Genomic DNA, 15,857 nt, shown 5'->3' with positions numbered 1-15,857 from the left:
CCCGGGAAGGGAGCAAGCGGCAAACGAAGAGGTCGGGGTCTTTGGAGGCGTTTTATATCGTATTGTTGATCGGCACACTGCTTGTGCTGGTTTCCGCCTTCTCCAGCCTTCTCGCCTTCCGCTTCGGCGCACCGCTGCTTCTCGTCTTCCTGTCGATCGGCCTTCTCGCCGGCGTCGATGGCCTCGGAATACAATTCTCCAACTATCCCTTCACCTTCATGCTGGGATCGCTGGCATTGGCCGTTATCCTGTTCGATTCCGGCTTCATCACTCCCATTCACTCCTTCAAGATCGCTGCAGTACCGGCAATCACGCTGGCCACGGTCGGCGTGCTTCTGACCTCCGGCATCTTCGCCTTTGCCGCAGCCCTTTTTCTGAATCTCGACTGGCTGGAAGGACTGCTGCTCGGTTCGATCGTTGCCTCGACCGATGCTGCCGCCGTCTTCTTTCTTCTGCGCATCGGCGGCATCAATATCCGCGACAAGGTACGCTCGACGCTCGAAGTCGAATCCGGCACCAACGATCCGATGGCGATCTTCCTGACCATCGCAATTGCCGAGTTGATCGGCACCGGCCAGCGCTTCTCCGGCATCGACCTGCATTTCTTCTTCACCTTCTTCGAGGAAATGGGGCTCGGCCTCGTCTTCGGCCTGCTAGGCGGCATGATGATCGTGGCGATCCTCAACCGCTTCACCTCCGACCGCGGCCTCGCGCCGATCTTCGTACTGACACTCGCCCTGCTCGTCTTCGCCTTCACCGGCGCCATGGGCGGCAGCGGCTTTCTCGCCGTTTATGTCGCTGGCATGTATGCGGGAAACCGCAAGATGTACGCCAAGCAGCAGATCATGCGTTTCAACGAGGGACTGACCTGGCTTGCCCAGATCATCATGTTCCTCGTTCTCGGCCTGCTCGCCACGCCATCGCAATTCCCGGCCATTCTTCTGCCGGCAATCGGCCTTGCACTCTTCCTCATCTTTGTCGCCCGGCCCATCGCGGTTTGGCTGAGCCTGCTGCCCTTCGATTTCACCCAGCAGGAAATCGGCTTCGTCGCCTGGGTCGGCCTGCGCGGCGCGGTCTCCATTCTGCTAGCGATCATGCCGCTCTTAAGCGGCGTCGAAAACGGCGAACTCTTCTTCAATGTCGCCTTCATCATCGTCCTCGTATCGCTCTGCCTGCAGGGCTGGACGATCAAGCCGGTCGCGACAAAACTTGGCCTTATCATTCCGCCGCGCATGGGCGCGGTCGACAAGATCGAGCTCGATCTGCCGGGCGCTGCCCAGCACGAACTGATCTCCTACAAGGTCATCAAGGACAGCCCGATCATGCGCGGCGAGCGCATTCCCCGCTGGGCCATGCCTTCGCTCGTCATCCGCGACGCAAAGAGCATGCGTTATCAATATGCCGGACGCCTGCGCGAGGGCGATCAGGTCTATCTTTTCGTCGCCCCGACCTACACGAAACTGCTCGACCGCCTGTTTGCCGCCCGCGCGCCGGTGGATGACAATGACGAGGAGTTCTTCGGCGCCTTCGCCATCTCGCCCGCCCGTCCCGCCAAGGAACTCGATGCTGCCTATGGTCCAGGTCTCATCTCACCCGCAGAACAGGCCATGACTGTCGGCGAACTGCTCATCGCCCGCCTTGGCGGCAAGGCGGAATATGCCGACCGCATGCGCTTCGGCTCGATCATCCTGATCGTCCGCGAAGTCGACGAGTTGAACCATATTCGCTCGATCGGCGTTTCGCTGGAACCGGTCGAACCGACGACCAACCTGCCCATCTTCATCAACATGCGCGAGATCGCCCATCGCGTGCGTGACCTCATCCGCAAATACCGCGGAAAGCCGGTGCCCACCCAAAGGCGATAGGCTATACTTGAGAGACCACTGCGGCTCTTGGCGCCCTTGCGTCGGGCCGCAACCATAGTATGGTCCGCCAGTTTCAGCGGCCGGGCGCTTCAGGGCACTCGGTCCCATTTCAGCACTCAAGGAGTGGATTAGCCCATGCCGGCATTCAAGACTATTGACGATATCAGCAACCCAGCGGGCAAGCGCGTTCTCGTACGCGTCGATCTCAACGTACCGGTTGCCGACGGTAAGGTAACCGACAAGACTCGCATCGAGCGTGTTGCCCCGACCATCCTTGAACTGTCGAAAAAAGGCGCCAAGGTCATCCTGCTTGCCCATTTCGGTCGCCCAAAGGGTGAGCCTGTCGCCGACATGTCTCTCTCGCTGATCGTCCCGGCCATCAACGAAGTGCTCGGCACCAAGATCCTCTTCGCCGCCGATTGCATCGGCCCCGACGCCGAAAAGGCCGTCGCATCGATGAAGGACGGCGACATCCTGCTTCTGGAAAACACCCGCTTCCACAAGGGCGAGGAAAAGAACGACGCCGAGTTTACCGAAGCGCTTGCCGCAAACGGCGACATCTACGTCAACGACGCCTTCTCTGCCGCTCACCGCGCTCACGCATCGACCGAAGGCCTCGCGCACCATCTGCCCGCCTATGCTGGCCGCACCATGCAGGCCGAGCTTGAGGCGCTGGAAAAGGGTCTTGGCGCACCGGTTCGCCCGACAGTTGCCATCGTTGGTGGTGCAAAGGTATCGACCAAGATCGACCTGTTGCAGAACCTGGTAAAGAAGGTCGACGCGCTCGTCATCGGCGGCGGCATGGCCAACACCTTTATCGCGGCAAAGGGCATCAATGTCGGCAAGTCGCTCTGCGAACATGATCTCGGCGAAACCGCCAAGGCAATCATGGCTGAAGCCGAAAGCGCCGGTTGCGCCATCGTCCTCCCCGTCGATGCTGTCGTTGCCCGCGAGTTCAAGGCCAATGCAGCAAACGAGATCGTCGCCATCGACGCCATCCCGGCCGATGCCATGGCCCTTGATGTCGGCCCGAAGTCCGTCGAAGCCATCAACGAATGGATCGGCAAGGCCTCTACGCTCGTCTGGAATGGTCCGCTCGGCGCCTTCGAAATCACGCCCTTCGACGCAGCAACCGTTTCGGCAGCAAAGTTCGCAGCGGCACAGACCAAGGCCGGCAAGCTGACCTCGGTCGCCGGTGGCGGTGACACGGTCGCAGCCTTGAACCATGCGGGCGTTGCCGACGACTTCACCTACATTTCGACGGCAGGCGGCGCTTTCCTTGAATGGATGGAAGGTAAGGAACTGCCCGGCGTGGCAGTTCTGTCCAAGACGGCCTGATTGCTGTTTATCCACAGCTTGACCACAACCAGAGTGCGCGGACATGGCTCCGCGCATTCGCGTTTCAAGGCCCCTTTAAATTTTTTAGATGTTTTAAACGATTGAATTGAATTCAATCGTTTCAAATATTTAGCCGTGGATTTACTTCCGCCCTACATCTGTTATCGCCTCAGATATCAAGTGTTGGAGATCGACAAATGACCGAACGTCTGGAAGATATTGCACTCAAGATGGTATCGAACGGCAAGGGCCTTCTGGCCGCCGACGAGTCCACCGGGACGATCAAAAAGCGCTTCGATAGCATCGGGATCGAGTCTACCGAAGAGAGCCGCCGTGACTACCGCGAGATGCTCTTCCGCACCGAAGCAGCGATGAAGAACTGCATTTCCGGTGTCATCCTCTATGAAGAAACCCTCTACCAGAAGGCAGCCGACGGCACTCCGTTCGTCGACATCATGACCGCAGCCGGCTCGATTCCTGGCATCAAGGTTGATATCGGCGCGAAGCCGATGGCGCTTCACCCGCACGAATTCATTACTGAAGGTCTCGATGGCCTTTATGAACGCCTCCGCAAATATCGTGAAGCCGGTGCCCGTTTCGCCAAGTGGCGCGGCGTCATCACCATCGGTGACCAACGTCCGAGCTGGGGTTCGATCAAGGCCAACTCGCAGTCTCTCGCTCGCTATGCAGCGCTCTGCCAGCAGGCTGACATCGTGCCGATCGTCGAGCCGGAAGTGATGATGGACGGCACTCCCGGCGACCATGACATCGACCGTTGCGCCGAAGTTACCCAGCACGTACTGCAGACCGTCTTCGCCGACCTGTTCGACGCCCGCGTCGATCTCGAAGGCATGATCCTGAAGCCGAACATGGTCATCGATGGCATCAAGGCCCGCAAGGCTTCGGTGGAAGAAGTCGCCGCACGCACCGTCAAGGTTCTGAAGGCCACCGTTCCTGCTTCCGTACCGGGCATCGCCTTCCTGTCCGGCGGCCAGACCTCGGAAGAAGCGACGGCACACCTTTCAGCCATGGTTGCCGGTTACGACCTGCCCTGGAAGCTGACCTATTCCTACGGCCGAGCACTGCAGGAAACCGCCCTCAAGGCTTGGGGCGGCAAGTCCGAGAACGTGGCAGCCGGCCAGCGCGCCTTTGCGCACCGTGCCGAGATGAACACGCTCGCCGCCAAGGGCACGTGGAAGAAGGATCTCGAAAAGGCAGCGTAAGCCAAGCCTTTTCACCGAAATCGTTGCAGCCGGTCCGCAGCCTTGATTTGGCGCGGATGCTGCAGGGAGGGAGAAAACCGCGTCGGCAACGGCGCGGTTTTTCCGTTGATTGATACCATAACAAAGTTTGACTGGTGAGCCGCATCGCAGCCGCTTAAGCATCGTCCCTCACCCTTGGAGGATGCCATGCCCAAAGTCGAATTCGTCACCGTCGATGTTTTCACTGCCGAACGCTTCACCGGCAACCCGCTTGCCGTCATCACCGATGCACGCGGACTGACCACGCAGCAGATGCAAGAGATCGCTACCGAATTCGGCTATTCCGAAAGCACATTCGTGCTGCCGCCAGAAGATCCGGCCAACAGCGCCCATGTCCGTATCTTCACGCCGACGCTGGAAGTTCCCTTCGCCGGCCATCCCAATGTCGGCACGGCTTACGTTCTAGGCCAGGAGGCGAGCCTGTTCGGTAAAGCCATCGGCGACAGCCTTCGTTTCGAGGAAAAAGCCGGCCTCGTCGAGGTCCAATTGAAGCGCGAAGACGGCAAGGTCGCCGCCGCTTCGATCCGCGCCCCGAGATCGCTCGAGATCGGAGAGACGGTGGCCGCAGAGCTTGTCGCGCGCTGCGTTGCGATCGATACAAAGAATGTCCGCACCGAGCGGCATCAGCCGGTCTTCGCATCGGTAGGCCTCGGCTTCGTCCTTGCCGAACTGGATGGCCTCGACGCCCTTGGCCGCGCTCTACCGGATCTTGCTGCCTTCCGGGAAGCAGTCGCCCGTCATCCCGGCGACGGCCTCGGATTTTCAGTATTTCTCTATGTCCGCGATCCGTCGCGGCCGGACCTTATCCGTGCACGCATGTTCGCACCACTCGACGACGTTCCGGAAGATCCCGCGACCGGCAGTGCATCCGGTGCGCTCGGCGCATATCTGGTCGCCAACATGCCCGAGGCGGATATCCACACCCAACTGACTATCGAGCAGGGCGTGGAGATGGGCCGCAGGAGCATCATCGAACTCGATGTTACCAAGCAACATGGCAAGGTAACCGATGTGCGGATCAGCGGCCGCTCTGTCTTCGTCATGCGCGGCAGCGTCGAATGCTGATCAGAAGAATTCCCGCGCAAGCAGTGCAATAGTCCAGATGACGAAAGCAAGCACGGCGAGTTTCCAGAAATCCATGCGCCGCTTGAGGCCGGGAAAGCCCAGCGGCCTTATGATCTGAACGACCATGGCGAGCATGAGCAGGATGGAGATTGCTTTCGTCATTGTTCGCCCTGCTGCGATCTTTTCGTTTTCCGCCACAGGGTAGACATTTTTAAACTCCACCACAGATAGGCTTTGGGAGGGGCTAACAAATCAACAGCGAGCCCCGTCCCTCGTTACCGTTCCCTGCGGCAAGGCGCAACACGTCTGACGGCAGGGAAATGTGCCATTGATTGTTTGACACGAACCCATTTGTGAGACGATGAGACGAAACCTGCTTCCCGTCCTCGCCCTTTTATCCGGAACCCTTTTTCTATTCCTTGGCAACGGCCTCCAGGGCCTGCTCCTGCCCTTGAGGGGCTCTCTCGAAGGTTATTCCAACGAGACGCTCGGCCTGCTCGGCACGACCTGGGCTGCGGGTTTTGTCATCGGCTGCTTTGTTGCCCCGAACGTGGTGCGACGGATCGGCCACGTCCGCGCCTTTTCCGGCTTCCTCGCGCTGATCTGCCTGAACGTGCTGCTGACCGGCCTGCTGGTCGATCAGACGGCATGGCTGACGTTGAGAGCCATCACCGGCTTCTGCACCGCCGGCACCTCGATGATCATCGAAAGCTGGCTGAACGAGCGGGCAACGCCGGAAAGCCGGGGCACGATCTTTTCCTTCTACATTTCCATCACGCTCTTCGGCGTCGTCGGCGGCCAGATGCTGGTCCCCTTTTCTGACGTGACAACGACGACGCTCTTCATGATCTGCGGCATTCTCTACAGCATCGCCGCGCTGCCCACGACGCTCTCAAAAGCCGCCTCTCCCCAGCCGCTCAAACGCGCCAAGCTGGATTTGAAGGGGCTGTTCAAAAACTCGCCGATCTCCTTCGTCGGCATTCTGCTGATCGGCATTGCCAATGGCGCCTACGGCACTCTGGCCGCTGTCTTCGCAAACCGCGCCGGCCTCTCTCAAGGGGCAGTCGCTGCAATGGTGACGATCACCATCTTTGCCGGCGCGATCATGCAGTTTCCGGCGGGCCGCCTCTCCGATCGCATGGACCGTCGCTACGTGCTGGCAGGCCTTTCCGCCGCTGCGGCACTGGCGGGACTGGTTGTCGCCATGGTGCGGCCGACTGACGCCTACGGGATCATCGTGCTGGTCGCGATCTACGGTGCCGCGGCAAACGCGCTCTATCCGATCGCGGTTGCCCATGCCAACGACTTCGCCTCGCCGGAGGACTTCGTCAAGGTTTCCGGTGGCCTGCTCCTGCTCTACGGCATCGGCACCATCATCGGCCCGACACTCGGCGGCCCGGTCATGACCTGGGCCGGACCTTATGCGCTCTTCCTCGTCACCGCGATCGCGCATATCCTGATCACAGCCTATGCCATCATCCGCAGTCGCCAGCGGGCACCGGTACCGGCAGAGCATCGTGATGCCTATACGGTCGCTCCGGCCGCAACATCGCCGATGACGACCCCGGAAAGCCTGGCGCTCGACCCGCGTGCAGCGCAGGCGGAAGGCACGACAGAAGACCGGAGGAACTGAGGATGACATTTTTCGACGACGACCGGCCGGCCAAGAAGCTCGCCCATGAGATCGGCTCGGATCTTTCCATGCTTTCGGTGGGCGATCTCGATGCTCGAATCGATCTCCTCAGAGAGGAAATCGCGCGGCTGGAAACCGACAAGCAGAACAAACAGGCCGGCCGCATGGCGGCCGACAACTTCTTCAAGAAGTGAGACGATCCGAAAATGCCCAAGTAAAGCCTGGGGATTTTAAGTGGATATTAATCATTAACAGACATTATAAGACCGTCCAGGCTTCCTGGACTCAGACAGTTTCACCACCCGGCGAATGGTCTGATTTCTCCCTGTTTTACCTTGAGAGCCGCCTTTCCGCGGCTCTTCTTTTTTGGCACGCCGCAAAACTGCTTTACTCGGCCGTGTAGAGACGCCTCGCAGGCTCTCTTGCAGTTTCCGAAAATGTGTTCCAAAACAAGAACATCCGCATCGGTTTACCGCTTCTTGTGGGTATTAACCTTTCCTTAATAAACGCCTTGCGGATTTCAATTATAAAGATCATGTTCAAGTCAATGAGGGCGGCGATGGAACCTTTCGCTACATCCCGCCATTGCCTCATCGTGGTTGCGTTAGCAGGATGACATTCATGCAAGAACAGGGTCTGAATACCGTCAATTTCGCCGGTCGCGCAGCGAATTCCTCGCAGTTCAAGACACTTTACTCCGAGGGCATGTCCCTGGTGGAAGAGACCGCGACCTATCTCGACGGAACGGGTCGCGCCGCATCGAAGGTCCTGCCGCGTATCGCCTCGGTTCTTTACGCCGCTGAATCTATGCGCCTGACGACCCGCCTCATGCAGATGGCCTCTTGGCTGCTGCTGCAGCGCGCCGTCAACAATGGCGAGATGTCGAAGGATCAGGTTCTCGCCGAAAAGAACAAGGTTCGCCTTGACGGTTTCAACGTCGACCGCAACGCACCGGGCTGGAACGAACTTCCGGAAGGTTTCCGCGATCTCATCGAGCGCTCTTTGCGCCTGCAAAACCGAGTGGCCCTTCTCGATCGCGAGATCTATCGCCCGTCTGACGCAGTTGCCGTTCCGGACAACGAAAACAGCGTCCGCTCGCAGTTGAACCTGCTGCAGACAGCCTTCGGCAACTGATCATCGATCAGCCAGTTGCTCCAGATATTCGAGAATTTCAGTGCGGCTTCTCAGCCGCACTTTTTCGTTGGGAAACTCTTCGAACATCCGCAAATGGCTTTCGAACGAATTCCAGTTGTTTTTCCGCTCCCGATACTTCGACACCCAATCGAGCAATTCTGCGAAGCTCTCGTCGCTTTCTCCGCGCTGTTTGCCCCTCGCCCTGATATTGGCGATGCATTCGTCTTCCGGCAGATCGAGAAACACCAGTGTCGTCGCGCGCGGCAGGATGACATTGACCAGCCAGCCATAGACGCCTTCGATGATCCATCCGGAGGTCAGCGACAATTCCCGCACCTCTTCGATGACGATCGCCTTGTCACGGGCAATGCCGTCGCCATGCGGGCCGGGTTGCCAGTAGACATCATCGAGATGCACGGGAGCGCGGTCGAGGTATAACGACAGCTTGCGGGCGAGCCATGTCTTGCCCGAACCGCCATTGCCCATGATCACCACCCGGCGAAGGGCCTCATATTGCTTGTCTTTTATCATGGCACTCCCCTTGAGCCCTGCCATGACACCAAACGAAAAAAGCCCGGCTTTCGCCAGGCTTTTTTTAGTCCGCCAACGTTAAGGCTATTAGAGGCCGAGGCCGCCGAAACGCTTGTTGAACTTGGAAACGCGACCGCCACGGTCCATCAGCTGCTGGTTGCCACCAGTCCATGCCGGATGGGACTTCGGGTCGATTTCAAGGTTCATCGTGTCGCCGGCCGAACCCCAGGTGGAGAAGGTTTCGTACTCGGTGCCATCGGTCATGACGACCTTGATCTTGTGGTATTCGGGATGAATGTCAGCCTTCATGTCGATATTCCTGCTCTGCGGGGTCTCCATGCCGCATTTGCGATCACCGACCCTCTTTAATCAATGAAGCCGTAGACCAGCACGGTCACGGCTTCCCAATTCGATGCGGAGCCTATACAGGAAGGTCGCGACTAGCACAAGTACCCGCAAGGCCAAGATAAGAGGGCCTCTACAGCGTTCTTTGTCCGACATCAATGGCGGGCAGCGTGCGTTGAAATATCAGAGTTCGCGTATTGTGAAAATGACGATGCGCAAGCAGGAGTTCCCGTGGCAGACATGTCTGAGACCGAAAAGAAGAATCGCAGCCTCAAGCCCCTCGCCCGACTGATCCCCTATCTTTCCCGTTATCGAAGGCTGGTTGCTTCGGCTCTTTTCTTTCTGGTTCTGGCGGCCGCGACAACACTTGCTCTTCCGCTCGCCGTCCGGCGCATGGTCGATCATGGATTCGCGTCTTCCGACGGCCATTTCATAAACAACTATTTCGGCATGCTGCTGATCCTTGCCATCCTCTTAGCGCTGGCCAGCGCCATGCGCTATTATTACGTGATCACCATCGGCGAACGCGTAGTGGCCGACCTGAGGCGCGAAGTCTTCGCGCATGTCACCCGCCTTTCAGCATCCTTCTTCGACGTCAACCAGTCGGGCGAGATCGTCTCGCGCCTGACAGCCGACACGACACAGATCAAGTCCGCCTTCGGCTCGGCCGCCTCCCAGGCTTTGCGCAACACTATTCTCTGTCTCGGCGCCATGGGCATGATGATCTATACCAGCCCATGGCTTTCCGTCATGGTGCTCGGCGCCATTCCGGTCATCGTGTTCCCGATCGTCGGTTTTGGCCGCAATGTGCGCCGCCGCTCCCGCGCCGCACAGGACACGCTGGCAGAAAGCTCGGCTTTCGCATCGGAGACCGTGGCGGCGACCCGCACCGTTCAGGCCTTCGGCGGCGAAGAGATGGCAAGCGTGCGTTATGCCTCTGCTGTCGAGAGTGCGTATGACGCCGCCCGCGTCGCGATCCGTTCGCGCGCACTGCTGACCGGCTTTGCCATTCTCCTCGTCTTCGGCTCGATCGTCGGCGTCTTGTGGTATGGCGCGCAGAGCGTTCTTGCCGGCGAGATGAGTGCCGGCACGCTTGGCCAGTTCGTGCTTTATTCGGTGATCGCCGCAAGCTCGCTCGGCCAGCTCTCGGAAGTCTGGGGCGAGCTTTCCGCCGCCGGTGGCGCCGCCGAACGGCTGACCGAACTTCTGCACGAAATCCCGGCCGTTCACGACCCGGAACAACCGGTTACCCTGCCTTCACCGGCCCGCGGGGAGGTCGAATTCGATCAGGTCTCCTTCGCTTATCCGGCCCGCGTCAGCGCGATTACGCTCAACAGCCTGTCCTTCAATGTCAAAGCCGGTGAAACGATCGCCATCGTCGGCCCGTCGGGTGCCGGCAAAAGCACGATATTCTCGCTTCTGATGCGGTTCTACGACCCACAGACCGGATCGGTGAAACTGGACGGCGTCGATCTTCGCGAGGCCCGCATCGAAGACATCCGCTCGCGCCTGGCAATCGTGCCGCAGGACGTGACGATCTTTGCCGCATCGATCCACGACAACATCGCCTTCGGCATGCCGGGCGCTACCCGCGAGGCAATCCGTGCCGCGGCCATTTCCGCCCAGGCTGACGAGTTCATCGGCAAGCTCGACCAGGGTTATGACACCATGGCCGGCGAACGCGGCATCACCCTTTCCGGCGGCCAGCGGCAGCGCATCGCGATTGCCCGGGCGATCCTGAAGAATGCGCCCGTCCTGCTTCTGGATGAGGCGACCTCCGCGCTCGATGCCGAAAGCGAAACGCTGGTACAGCGCGCGCTTGACGGGCTGATGGAAAACCGCACGACGCTCGTCATCGCCCATCGCCTGGCAACCGTCCTCAAGGCTGACAGAATTCTCGTGCTTGAAGACGGTCGCGTTGTCGAGGAAGGAACCCATCAGAGCCTCGTCGCCAAGGGTGGACTTTACGCCAAGCTGGCGCGCCTGCAGTTCCATGATCTGGAACAGCGCAGCGTAAGCGCTATCTGACCGATAAACAGGATTAGGACTGCATGATTGTCGAGCCACTGGACCCGAATGCCCCGCTCGAGCAATTGCTGGACAGGGTTCAGTACCAGACTTTCCTGTATTTTTGGGAAGGCGCGCATGCAGATAGCAAGCTCACCTATGACAAGCGCTGGGTAAACGGCGCGATTGCCACCAACATGATCTCCATCAGCGGCACCGGTTTCGGGCTGATGGCGATCCTTGTTGCGGCAGAGCGGCAATGGGTGACCCGCGATGAGGCGCTGGAGCGGATCAGCCTCATTCTGGACCGCCTGAACCTCGCAACCCGCTATCACGGCGCCTTCCCCCACATGGTCGATGGCGCCACCAGCGAAACCGTCCAGTTTTCGCAATATGACGATGCCGGTGACCTTGTGGAAACCGCCCTCCTGTTTCAGGGCCTGATCTGCGCGCGAGAATATTTCACCGGCGCATCGGAAACCGAGCTGGCTCTGCGGGCAACTGTCACGCGGCTGTTCGACGAAGTCGAGTGGGACTGGTTCACACGCGGCAAGGACGATGGTCCGCTTTACTGGCACTGGAGCCCGATCCACAACTGGACCATGAACCTTCCGATCAAGGGCTGGAACGAAGCGCTCTCGGCCTATGTGCTGGCGGCTGGTTCTGACACGCATCCGATCAAGCCGGAAAGTTATCATGCAGGCTGGGCGCGCTCCGGCGCGATGAAAAACGGCGAAAGCTATTTCGGCACCGAACTTCCCCTCGGTGAGCCTCTTGGTGGCCCGCTGTTCCTCTCCCAATATTCCTTCTGCGCGCTTGATCCGCGCGGACTGTCGGACCGCTATGCCGATTATTGGCAGCAGGCCGTGGCGCATACGAAGATCAACCGGGACTACTGCCTCAGCATCCTGGCCTATAAGCAATACGATGTCTGGGGCCTTACGGCTTCGGAAGCGCCGAATGGCTACAACGCCAACTCTCCGACGTCGGACACGGGCGCCATCGCCCCGACCGCGGCACTGTCGAGCTTCCCCTTTCAGCCGGCGGAGGCCGAAGAGGCCCTGCGCGCCATGATCCGCTACGAGGATGGAAAGCTGTTCGGATCGTTCGGTTTCGTCGATGCCTTTGCCCCGGCAATAGACTGGCTCGCGCCAACCTATATCGCCATCGACCAGGGTCCGCTCATCGCCATGATAGAGAACCACCGCTCCGGCCTTTTGTGGAGCCTGTTCATGAAGGCGCCTGAAGTGCGGCGCGGACTGGAGCGCCTCGGCTTCACCTCAAGCCACTATACGGCATGAGGACAGGGCCTATTCGGCCCGTTCGAATACCCATTTCACCACATATTTGCCGTTCGGCTTCAGCTTGGTCTTCGTCTTCATCCTGACCGCCCCGCCGAGCGCTGCTTCGGCTTGGTCAAACATTTCGCGCGCCTCGGCAATTACCTGATGGTAGGTGCTATTGTCACGGCGTGGCGTATCCGCCACCGCCTTGATCAGGGCGTTGATATCTCGTTTTTGCGCAACCATCGATCAGCGTTCCGTCAGCTTCAATTCGATACGCCGGTTCTGAGACTTCGCTTCTGGCGTGTCGCCCGGAGCGATCGGCTGGAATTCGCCGAAGCCGGCAGCGACAAGCCGGTTAGGCGGAACACCCTTCGAAATCAGATACTTCACAACCGAAGTTGCTCGGGCGGATGAAAGCTCCCAGTTGTCGCGATAACGCCCCGCACCGGAGAGCGGCGAATTATCGGTATGGCCGTCGACCCTGAGCACCCAATTGATTTCCGCCGGTATTTCCTTGGCAAGCTCAAGCAGGGCCATTGCCAGCTTGTCCATTTCACCATGCCCGGCATCATCCAGCTCGCTGCCACCGACCGGAAACAGCACTTCCGACTGGAAGACGAAACGGTCGCCGACGATACGGATATTTTCGCGATCCGAGAGGATTTCACGCAAACGGCCGAAGAAGTCGGAGCGATAGCGGTTGAGTTCCTGCACGCGCGCAGCGAGGGCAACATTCAGGCGGCGGCCGAGATCCGAGATCTGCGCCTGCGAGGTCGCATCCTTGGCTTCCGAAGCCTGAAGCGCCTGCTCCACCGCAGCGATCTGCGCGCGCAATGCTGCGATCTGCTGGTTGAGGAGTTCGATCTGACTTGCCGCGCGCTGGCTGATTTGCTGCTGGTTGTTCAACTCGCTGGTTAGCTCACCGACTTTTGCATTGGCGGCCGCACTGCTGCCGGCGCCGTCATTCAAAAGCTGCTGCAGACGCGAGCGATCGCTTTCCACTGCAGCCAACGAGGATTGAAGGTTGGCAAGCTGATCTTCGAGATCCTGATTGCCGCTCTTTTCCAGCGCCAGCAGGTTTGTCAGCTCTGCGATCTGGCTGTTTAGGCGGTTCAACACCTCGTCACGACCGGTGATCTCGCGGCTGAGCAGAAACTGCGCCAGCACGAAGACCGTCAGCAGGAACATGATCGCCATGAGAAGAGTGGACAGCGCATCCACGAAGCCCGGCCAGAAATCGACTGTGCGTTCGCGACGGCGGTTCTTGGCGAGCGCCATCGCTTATTTCCCCCCGATCTTGTCGGAAAGCCGGTCAAGCGTGCGACGCATCGCCTTGGATTCTTCCTGCTGCGCCTCGATCCAGTCACGCAGCATCTGCTGCTCGTTGCGCATGTTCTTCACGAGCCCCTGAATGCCTTCCGCCAGATTGGCCATGGCAGCCATCGAACGCTCGCTCTCGGCGCCGTCACGCCCGGCCTTGGCCTGGACGGCGGCAAGCTTGCGCAATTCGGCGGTCAGAGCCTTCAACTCGTCTGCGGCGCCGTTATCGCCATTGGCGATCGGCCCGTCGTAACCAACGTCGGTTACCGAAGAGAGCCAGTTTTCGAGTTCCGTATAGAAGCGGTTCTGTGCGCGGCCGGCCTGCAGATCGAGGAAGCCTAGAATCAGCGAACCGGAAAGGCCGAGCAGCGAGGACGAAAACGCCGTGCCCATGCCGGCGAGCGGCTGGGCCAATCCGCTTTTGATTGCGCTCAGAATGTCGTTCGAGCCGCCCGACGACGGATCAAGCGCACCAATGACGTCGCTGATCGAGCCGATCGTTTCAATTAGCCCCCAGAACGTGCCAAGCAGGCCGAGGAAAACCAGAAGGCCTATGAGATAGCGCGAAGTATCGCGCGTTTCGTCCAGTCGCGTGCCGATCGAATCGAGGATGGAGCGATAGGCGACGGTCGACAGCGCCACCTTGCGGCGGCGACCGATCAGGGTGCGCATCGGGGCGAGCAGGCGCGGTTCGCGGCCCACCTTGTCGGCATTACCACCGGCGGCCCGGAAGGAATTGAACCAGCCGACTTCCCGCGCAAGACTGATCACCTGCACGAAGACGAGCAGGATACCGATCGCCAGAACGCCGAGGATCAGCCCGTTCAGGCCCGGATTGGTCTGGAATGCGTGCGCCGCCTGTCGGTAGAGGATCGACGCGACGAAGCCGACAAGCGCGAGAAAGATGAGCATCGTCCAGAGGAACGACGCAGGATTGGAGAGCTTGTGTTTATAGCCGCCGCGGCCGGTTTCCGACTCGTCCAGATCATCCACTGTCGCATTCGCCATAATACGCCTCGACTCCGCTAAATTGAGCGGAGGCTAGTGTAAAATTGCGACGAATTGAAGTGCGCAAGCATTGGAAAACAGTGCGCTATCCAATAGCGCGCACTGAATTCACTATTGCCTCAGCGGCTCGGCACCGGACGATTGACGACTTCGACCAGTGCATTACGGATCAGTTCGTTGCCAGCGATCACATTGCGGGCCTCGAACATGTTCTGCGCGCCCTTCATGTCGGAAACGAAGCCGCCGGCTTCGCGAATGAGCAGCAGGCCGGCAGCCATATCCCACGGAGAAAGCTCGGCTTCCCAAAAACCGTCAAGACGACCGGCAGCGACATAAGCAAGATCGAGAGCAGCCGCACCTGCACGGCGAACGCCTGCAACTTCACCCATGACATGACGCAGTTCGACGAGGAACTTGCCGTGGTTGCCACGGCCCAGATGCGGAATGCCGCAGCCGATGACGCAATCGGACAGCACCCGACGGGCAGCGACACGGATACGGCGGTCGTTGAGGAACGCACCGCCGCCCTTTTCCGCCGTATAGAGTTCATCCACTGCCGGATTGAACACGACACCGGCAACGATCTCGCCATTGCGCTCGAGCGCGATCGAGACTGCAAACTGCGGAATGCCGTGGAGGAAGTTGGTCGTGCCATCGAGCGGATCGACGATCCAGCGATGCGCACCGTCGGTGCCCTTTTCTTCGCCACCCTCTTCACCGAGGAAGCCATAGGTCGGGCGAGCCTTCATCAGCTCGTCACGGACGATCTTTTCAGCTTTCAGGTCGGCCTGCGAAACGAAGTCGCTCGGTCCCTTTACGGAAACCTGCAGATTCTGCACCTCACCAAAATCTCTGGTAAGCGATTTGCCTGCCTTCAAGGCAGCCTGCACCATGACATTGAGAAGCGCTGAACGGGCCATTTCGGAATCCTTGAGCCCCGGAATCCGGATGACCGGGAGAGCGGGCGATACTGATTTTGTTGATTGGGCGGCTTCAAGACCACAAATTGCCGGTAAATTCAAGTCATGCGGTCGCACGGCAGTGTTGTCATTCGCGGCCCAGC

General features: G+C 59.5%; 16 protein-coding genes. 9 read left to right on the top strand and 7 right to left on the bottom strand.

What is annotated here, in order from left to right:
• Positions 1–41: 41 nt before the first annotated feature.
• The 4 genes from MRBLMR1_RS02565 to MRBLMR1_RS02550 all read left to right on the top strand — a co-directional run bounded on the left by MRBLMR1_RS02565 (position 42) and on the right by MRBLMR1_RS02550 (position 5,530).
• Positions 42–1,865: a potassium/proton antiporter gene (locus MRBLMR1_RS02565; RefSeq protein ID WP_148143570.1), complete on the top strand. Its 1,824-nt coding sequence runs from the start codon at positions 42–44 to the stop codon at positions 1,863–1,865.
• Positions 1,866–2,000: 135 nt separating this feature from the next.
• Positions 2,001–3,203, top strand: a complete 1,203-nt coding sequence (locus MRBLMR1_RS02560; protein ID WP_148143568.1) for a phosphoglycerate kinase — start codon at positions 2,001–2,003, stop codon at positions 3,201–3,203.
• Positions 3,204–3,400: 197 nt separating this feature from the next.
• Complete coding sequence (locus tag MRBLMR1_RS02555) at positions 3,401–4,426, top strand: class I fructose-bisphosphate aldolase (protein ID WP_148143565.1); 1,026 nt, start codon at positions 3,401–3,403, stop codon at positions 4,424–4,426.
• Positions 4,427–4,612: 186 nt separating this feature from the next.
• Positions 4,613–5,530, top strand: coding sequence for a PhzF family phenazine biosynthesis protein (locus MRBLMR1_RS02550; RefSeq protein WP_148143562.1), 918 nt, complete (start codon positions 4,613–4,615; stop codon positions 5,528–5,530).
• Here MRBLMR1_RS02550 and MRBLMR1_RS02545 read toward each other — a convergent pair whose 3' ends face one another.
• Complete coding sequence (locus tag MRBLMR1_RS02545; protein ID WP_183685242.1) at positions 5,531–5,692, bottom strand: hypothetical protein; 162 nt, start codon at positions 5,690–5,692, stop codon at positions 5,531–5,533.
• A 199-nt stretch (positions 5,693–5,891) separates the two neighbouring features.
• Between MRBLMR1_RS02545 and MRBLMR1_RS02540 the strand changes: the two genes are divergently transcribed.
• The 3 genes from MRBLMR1_RS02540 (at position 5,892) to rcdA (ending at position 8,297) form a co-directional block, all read left to right on the top strand.
• Positions 5,892–7,163: an MFS transporter gene (locus MRBLMR1_RS02540; RefSeq protein ID WP_148143560.1), complete on the top strand. Its 1,272-nt coding sequence runs from the start codon at positions 5,892–5,894 to the stop codon at positions 7,161–7,163.
• Between the two features lie 2 nt (positions 7,164–7,165).
• Entirely contained in the window at positions 7,166–7,357 is a 192-nt protein-coding gene (locus MRBLMR1_RS02535) for a DUF1192 domain-containing protein (protein ID WP_148143558.1), read from the top strand.
• A 427-nt stretch (positions 7,358–7,784) separates the two neighbouring features.
• Positions 7,785–8,297: a protease adaptor protein RcdA gene (gene rcdA / locus MRBLMR1_RS02530; protein ID WP_148143555.1), complete on the top strand. Its 513-nt coding sequence runs from the start codon at positions 7,785–7,787 to the stop codon at positions 8,295–8,297.
• Here rcdA and MRBLMR1_RS02525 read toward each other — a convergent pair whose 3' ends face one another.
• Together MRBLMR1_RS02525 and rpmE are read right to left on the bottom strand one after the other, a co-directional pair.
• Positions 8,298–8,828, bottom strand: a complete 531-nt coding sequence (locus MRBLMR1_RS02525; RefSeq protein ID WP_286193986.1) for a P-loop NTPase family protein — start codon at positions 8,826–8,828, stop codon at positions 8,298–8,300.
• 87 nt (positions 8,829–8,915) lie between these two features.
• Entirely contained in the window at positions 8,916–9,137 is a 222-nt protein-coding gene (gene rpmE, locus MRBLMR1_RS02520) for a 50S ribosomal protein L31 (protein WP_112454588.1), read from the bottom strand.
• Between the two features lie 276 nt (positions 9,138–9,413).
• Between rpmE and MRBLMR1_RS02515 the strand changes: the two genes are divergently transcribed.
• Together MRBLMR1_RS02515 and MRBLMR1_RS02510 are read left to right on the top strand one after the other, a co-directional pair.
• Positions 9,414–11,201, top strand: a complete 1,788-nt coding sequence (locus MRBLMR1_RS02515; protein WP_210297855.1) for an ABC transporter transmembrane domain-containing protein — start codon at positions 9,414–9,416, stop codon at positions 11,199–11,201.
• Positions 11,202–11,224: 23 nt separating this feature from the next.
• Positions 11,225–12,481, top strand: coding sequence for a glucoamylase family protein (locus MRBLMR1_RS02510; RefSeq protein WP_148143551.1), 1,257 nt, complete (start codon positions 11,225–11,227; stop codon positions 12,479–12,481).
• 9 nt (positions 12,482–12,490) lie between these two features.
• On the opposite strand, the gene MRBLMR1_RS02505 is transcribed toward MRBLMR1_RS02510, so the two are convergent.
• The 4 genes from MRBLMR1_RS02505 to MRBLMR1_RS02490 all read right to left on the bottom strand — a co-directional run bounded on the left by MRBLMR1_RS02505 (position 12,491) and on the right by MRBLMR1_RS02490 (position 15,714).
• Entirely contained in the window at positions 12,491–12,709 is a 219-nt protein-coding gene (locus MRBLMR1_RS02505; RefSeq protein WP_148143548.1) for a hypothetical protein, read from the bottom strand.
• A gap of 3 nt (positions 12,710–12,712) precedes the next feature.
• Positions 12,713–13,744 carry a peptidoglycan -binding protein gene (locus MRBLMR1_RS02500; RefSeq protein ID WP_500063586.1) on the bottom strand — a complete coding sequence of 344 codons (1,032 nt, stop codon included), beginning with the start codon at positions 13,742–13,744 and terminating at the stop codon, positions 12,713–12,715.
• A gap of 3 nt (positions 13,745–13,747) precedes the next feature.
• Positions 13,748–14,794, bottom strand: coding sequence for a flagellar motor protein MotA (locus MRBLMR1_RS02495; protein ID WP_148143544.1), 1,047 nt, complete (start codon positions 14,792–14,794; stop codon positions 13,748–13,750).
• Between the two features lie 119 nt (positions 14,795–14,913).
• A complete protein-coding gene (locus tag MRBLMR1_RS02490) occupies positions 14,914–15,714 on the bottom strand; it encodes an inositol monophosphatase family protein (protein WP_148143541.1) in 801 nt (266 codons plus the stop codon).
• Between the last annotated feature and the right edge of the window lie 143 nt (positions 15,715–15,857).

Origin of the sequence: Neorhizobium sp. LMR1-1-1.1, assembly GCF_040675795.1 — a bacterium.
GTDB lineage: Bacteria > Pseudomonadota > Alphaproteobacteria > Rhizobiales > Rhizobiaceae > Neorhizobium > Neorhizobium cellulosilyticum.
This window is presented reverse-complemented; position numbering and strand designations above follow the sequence as displayed.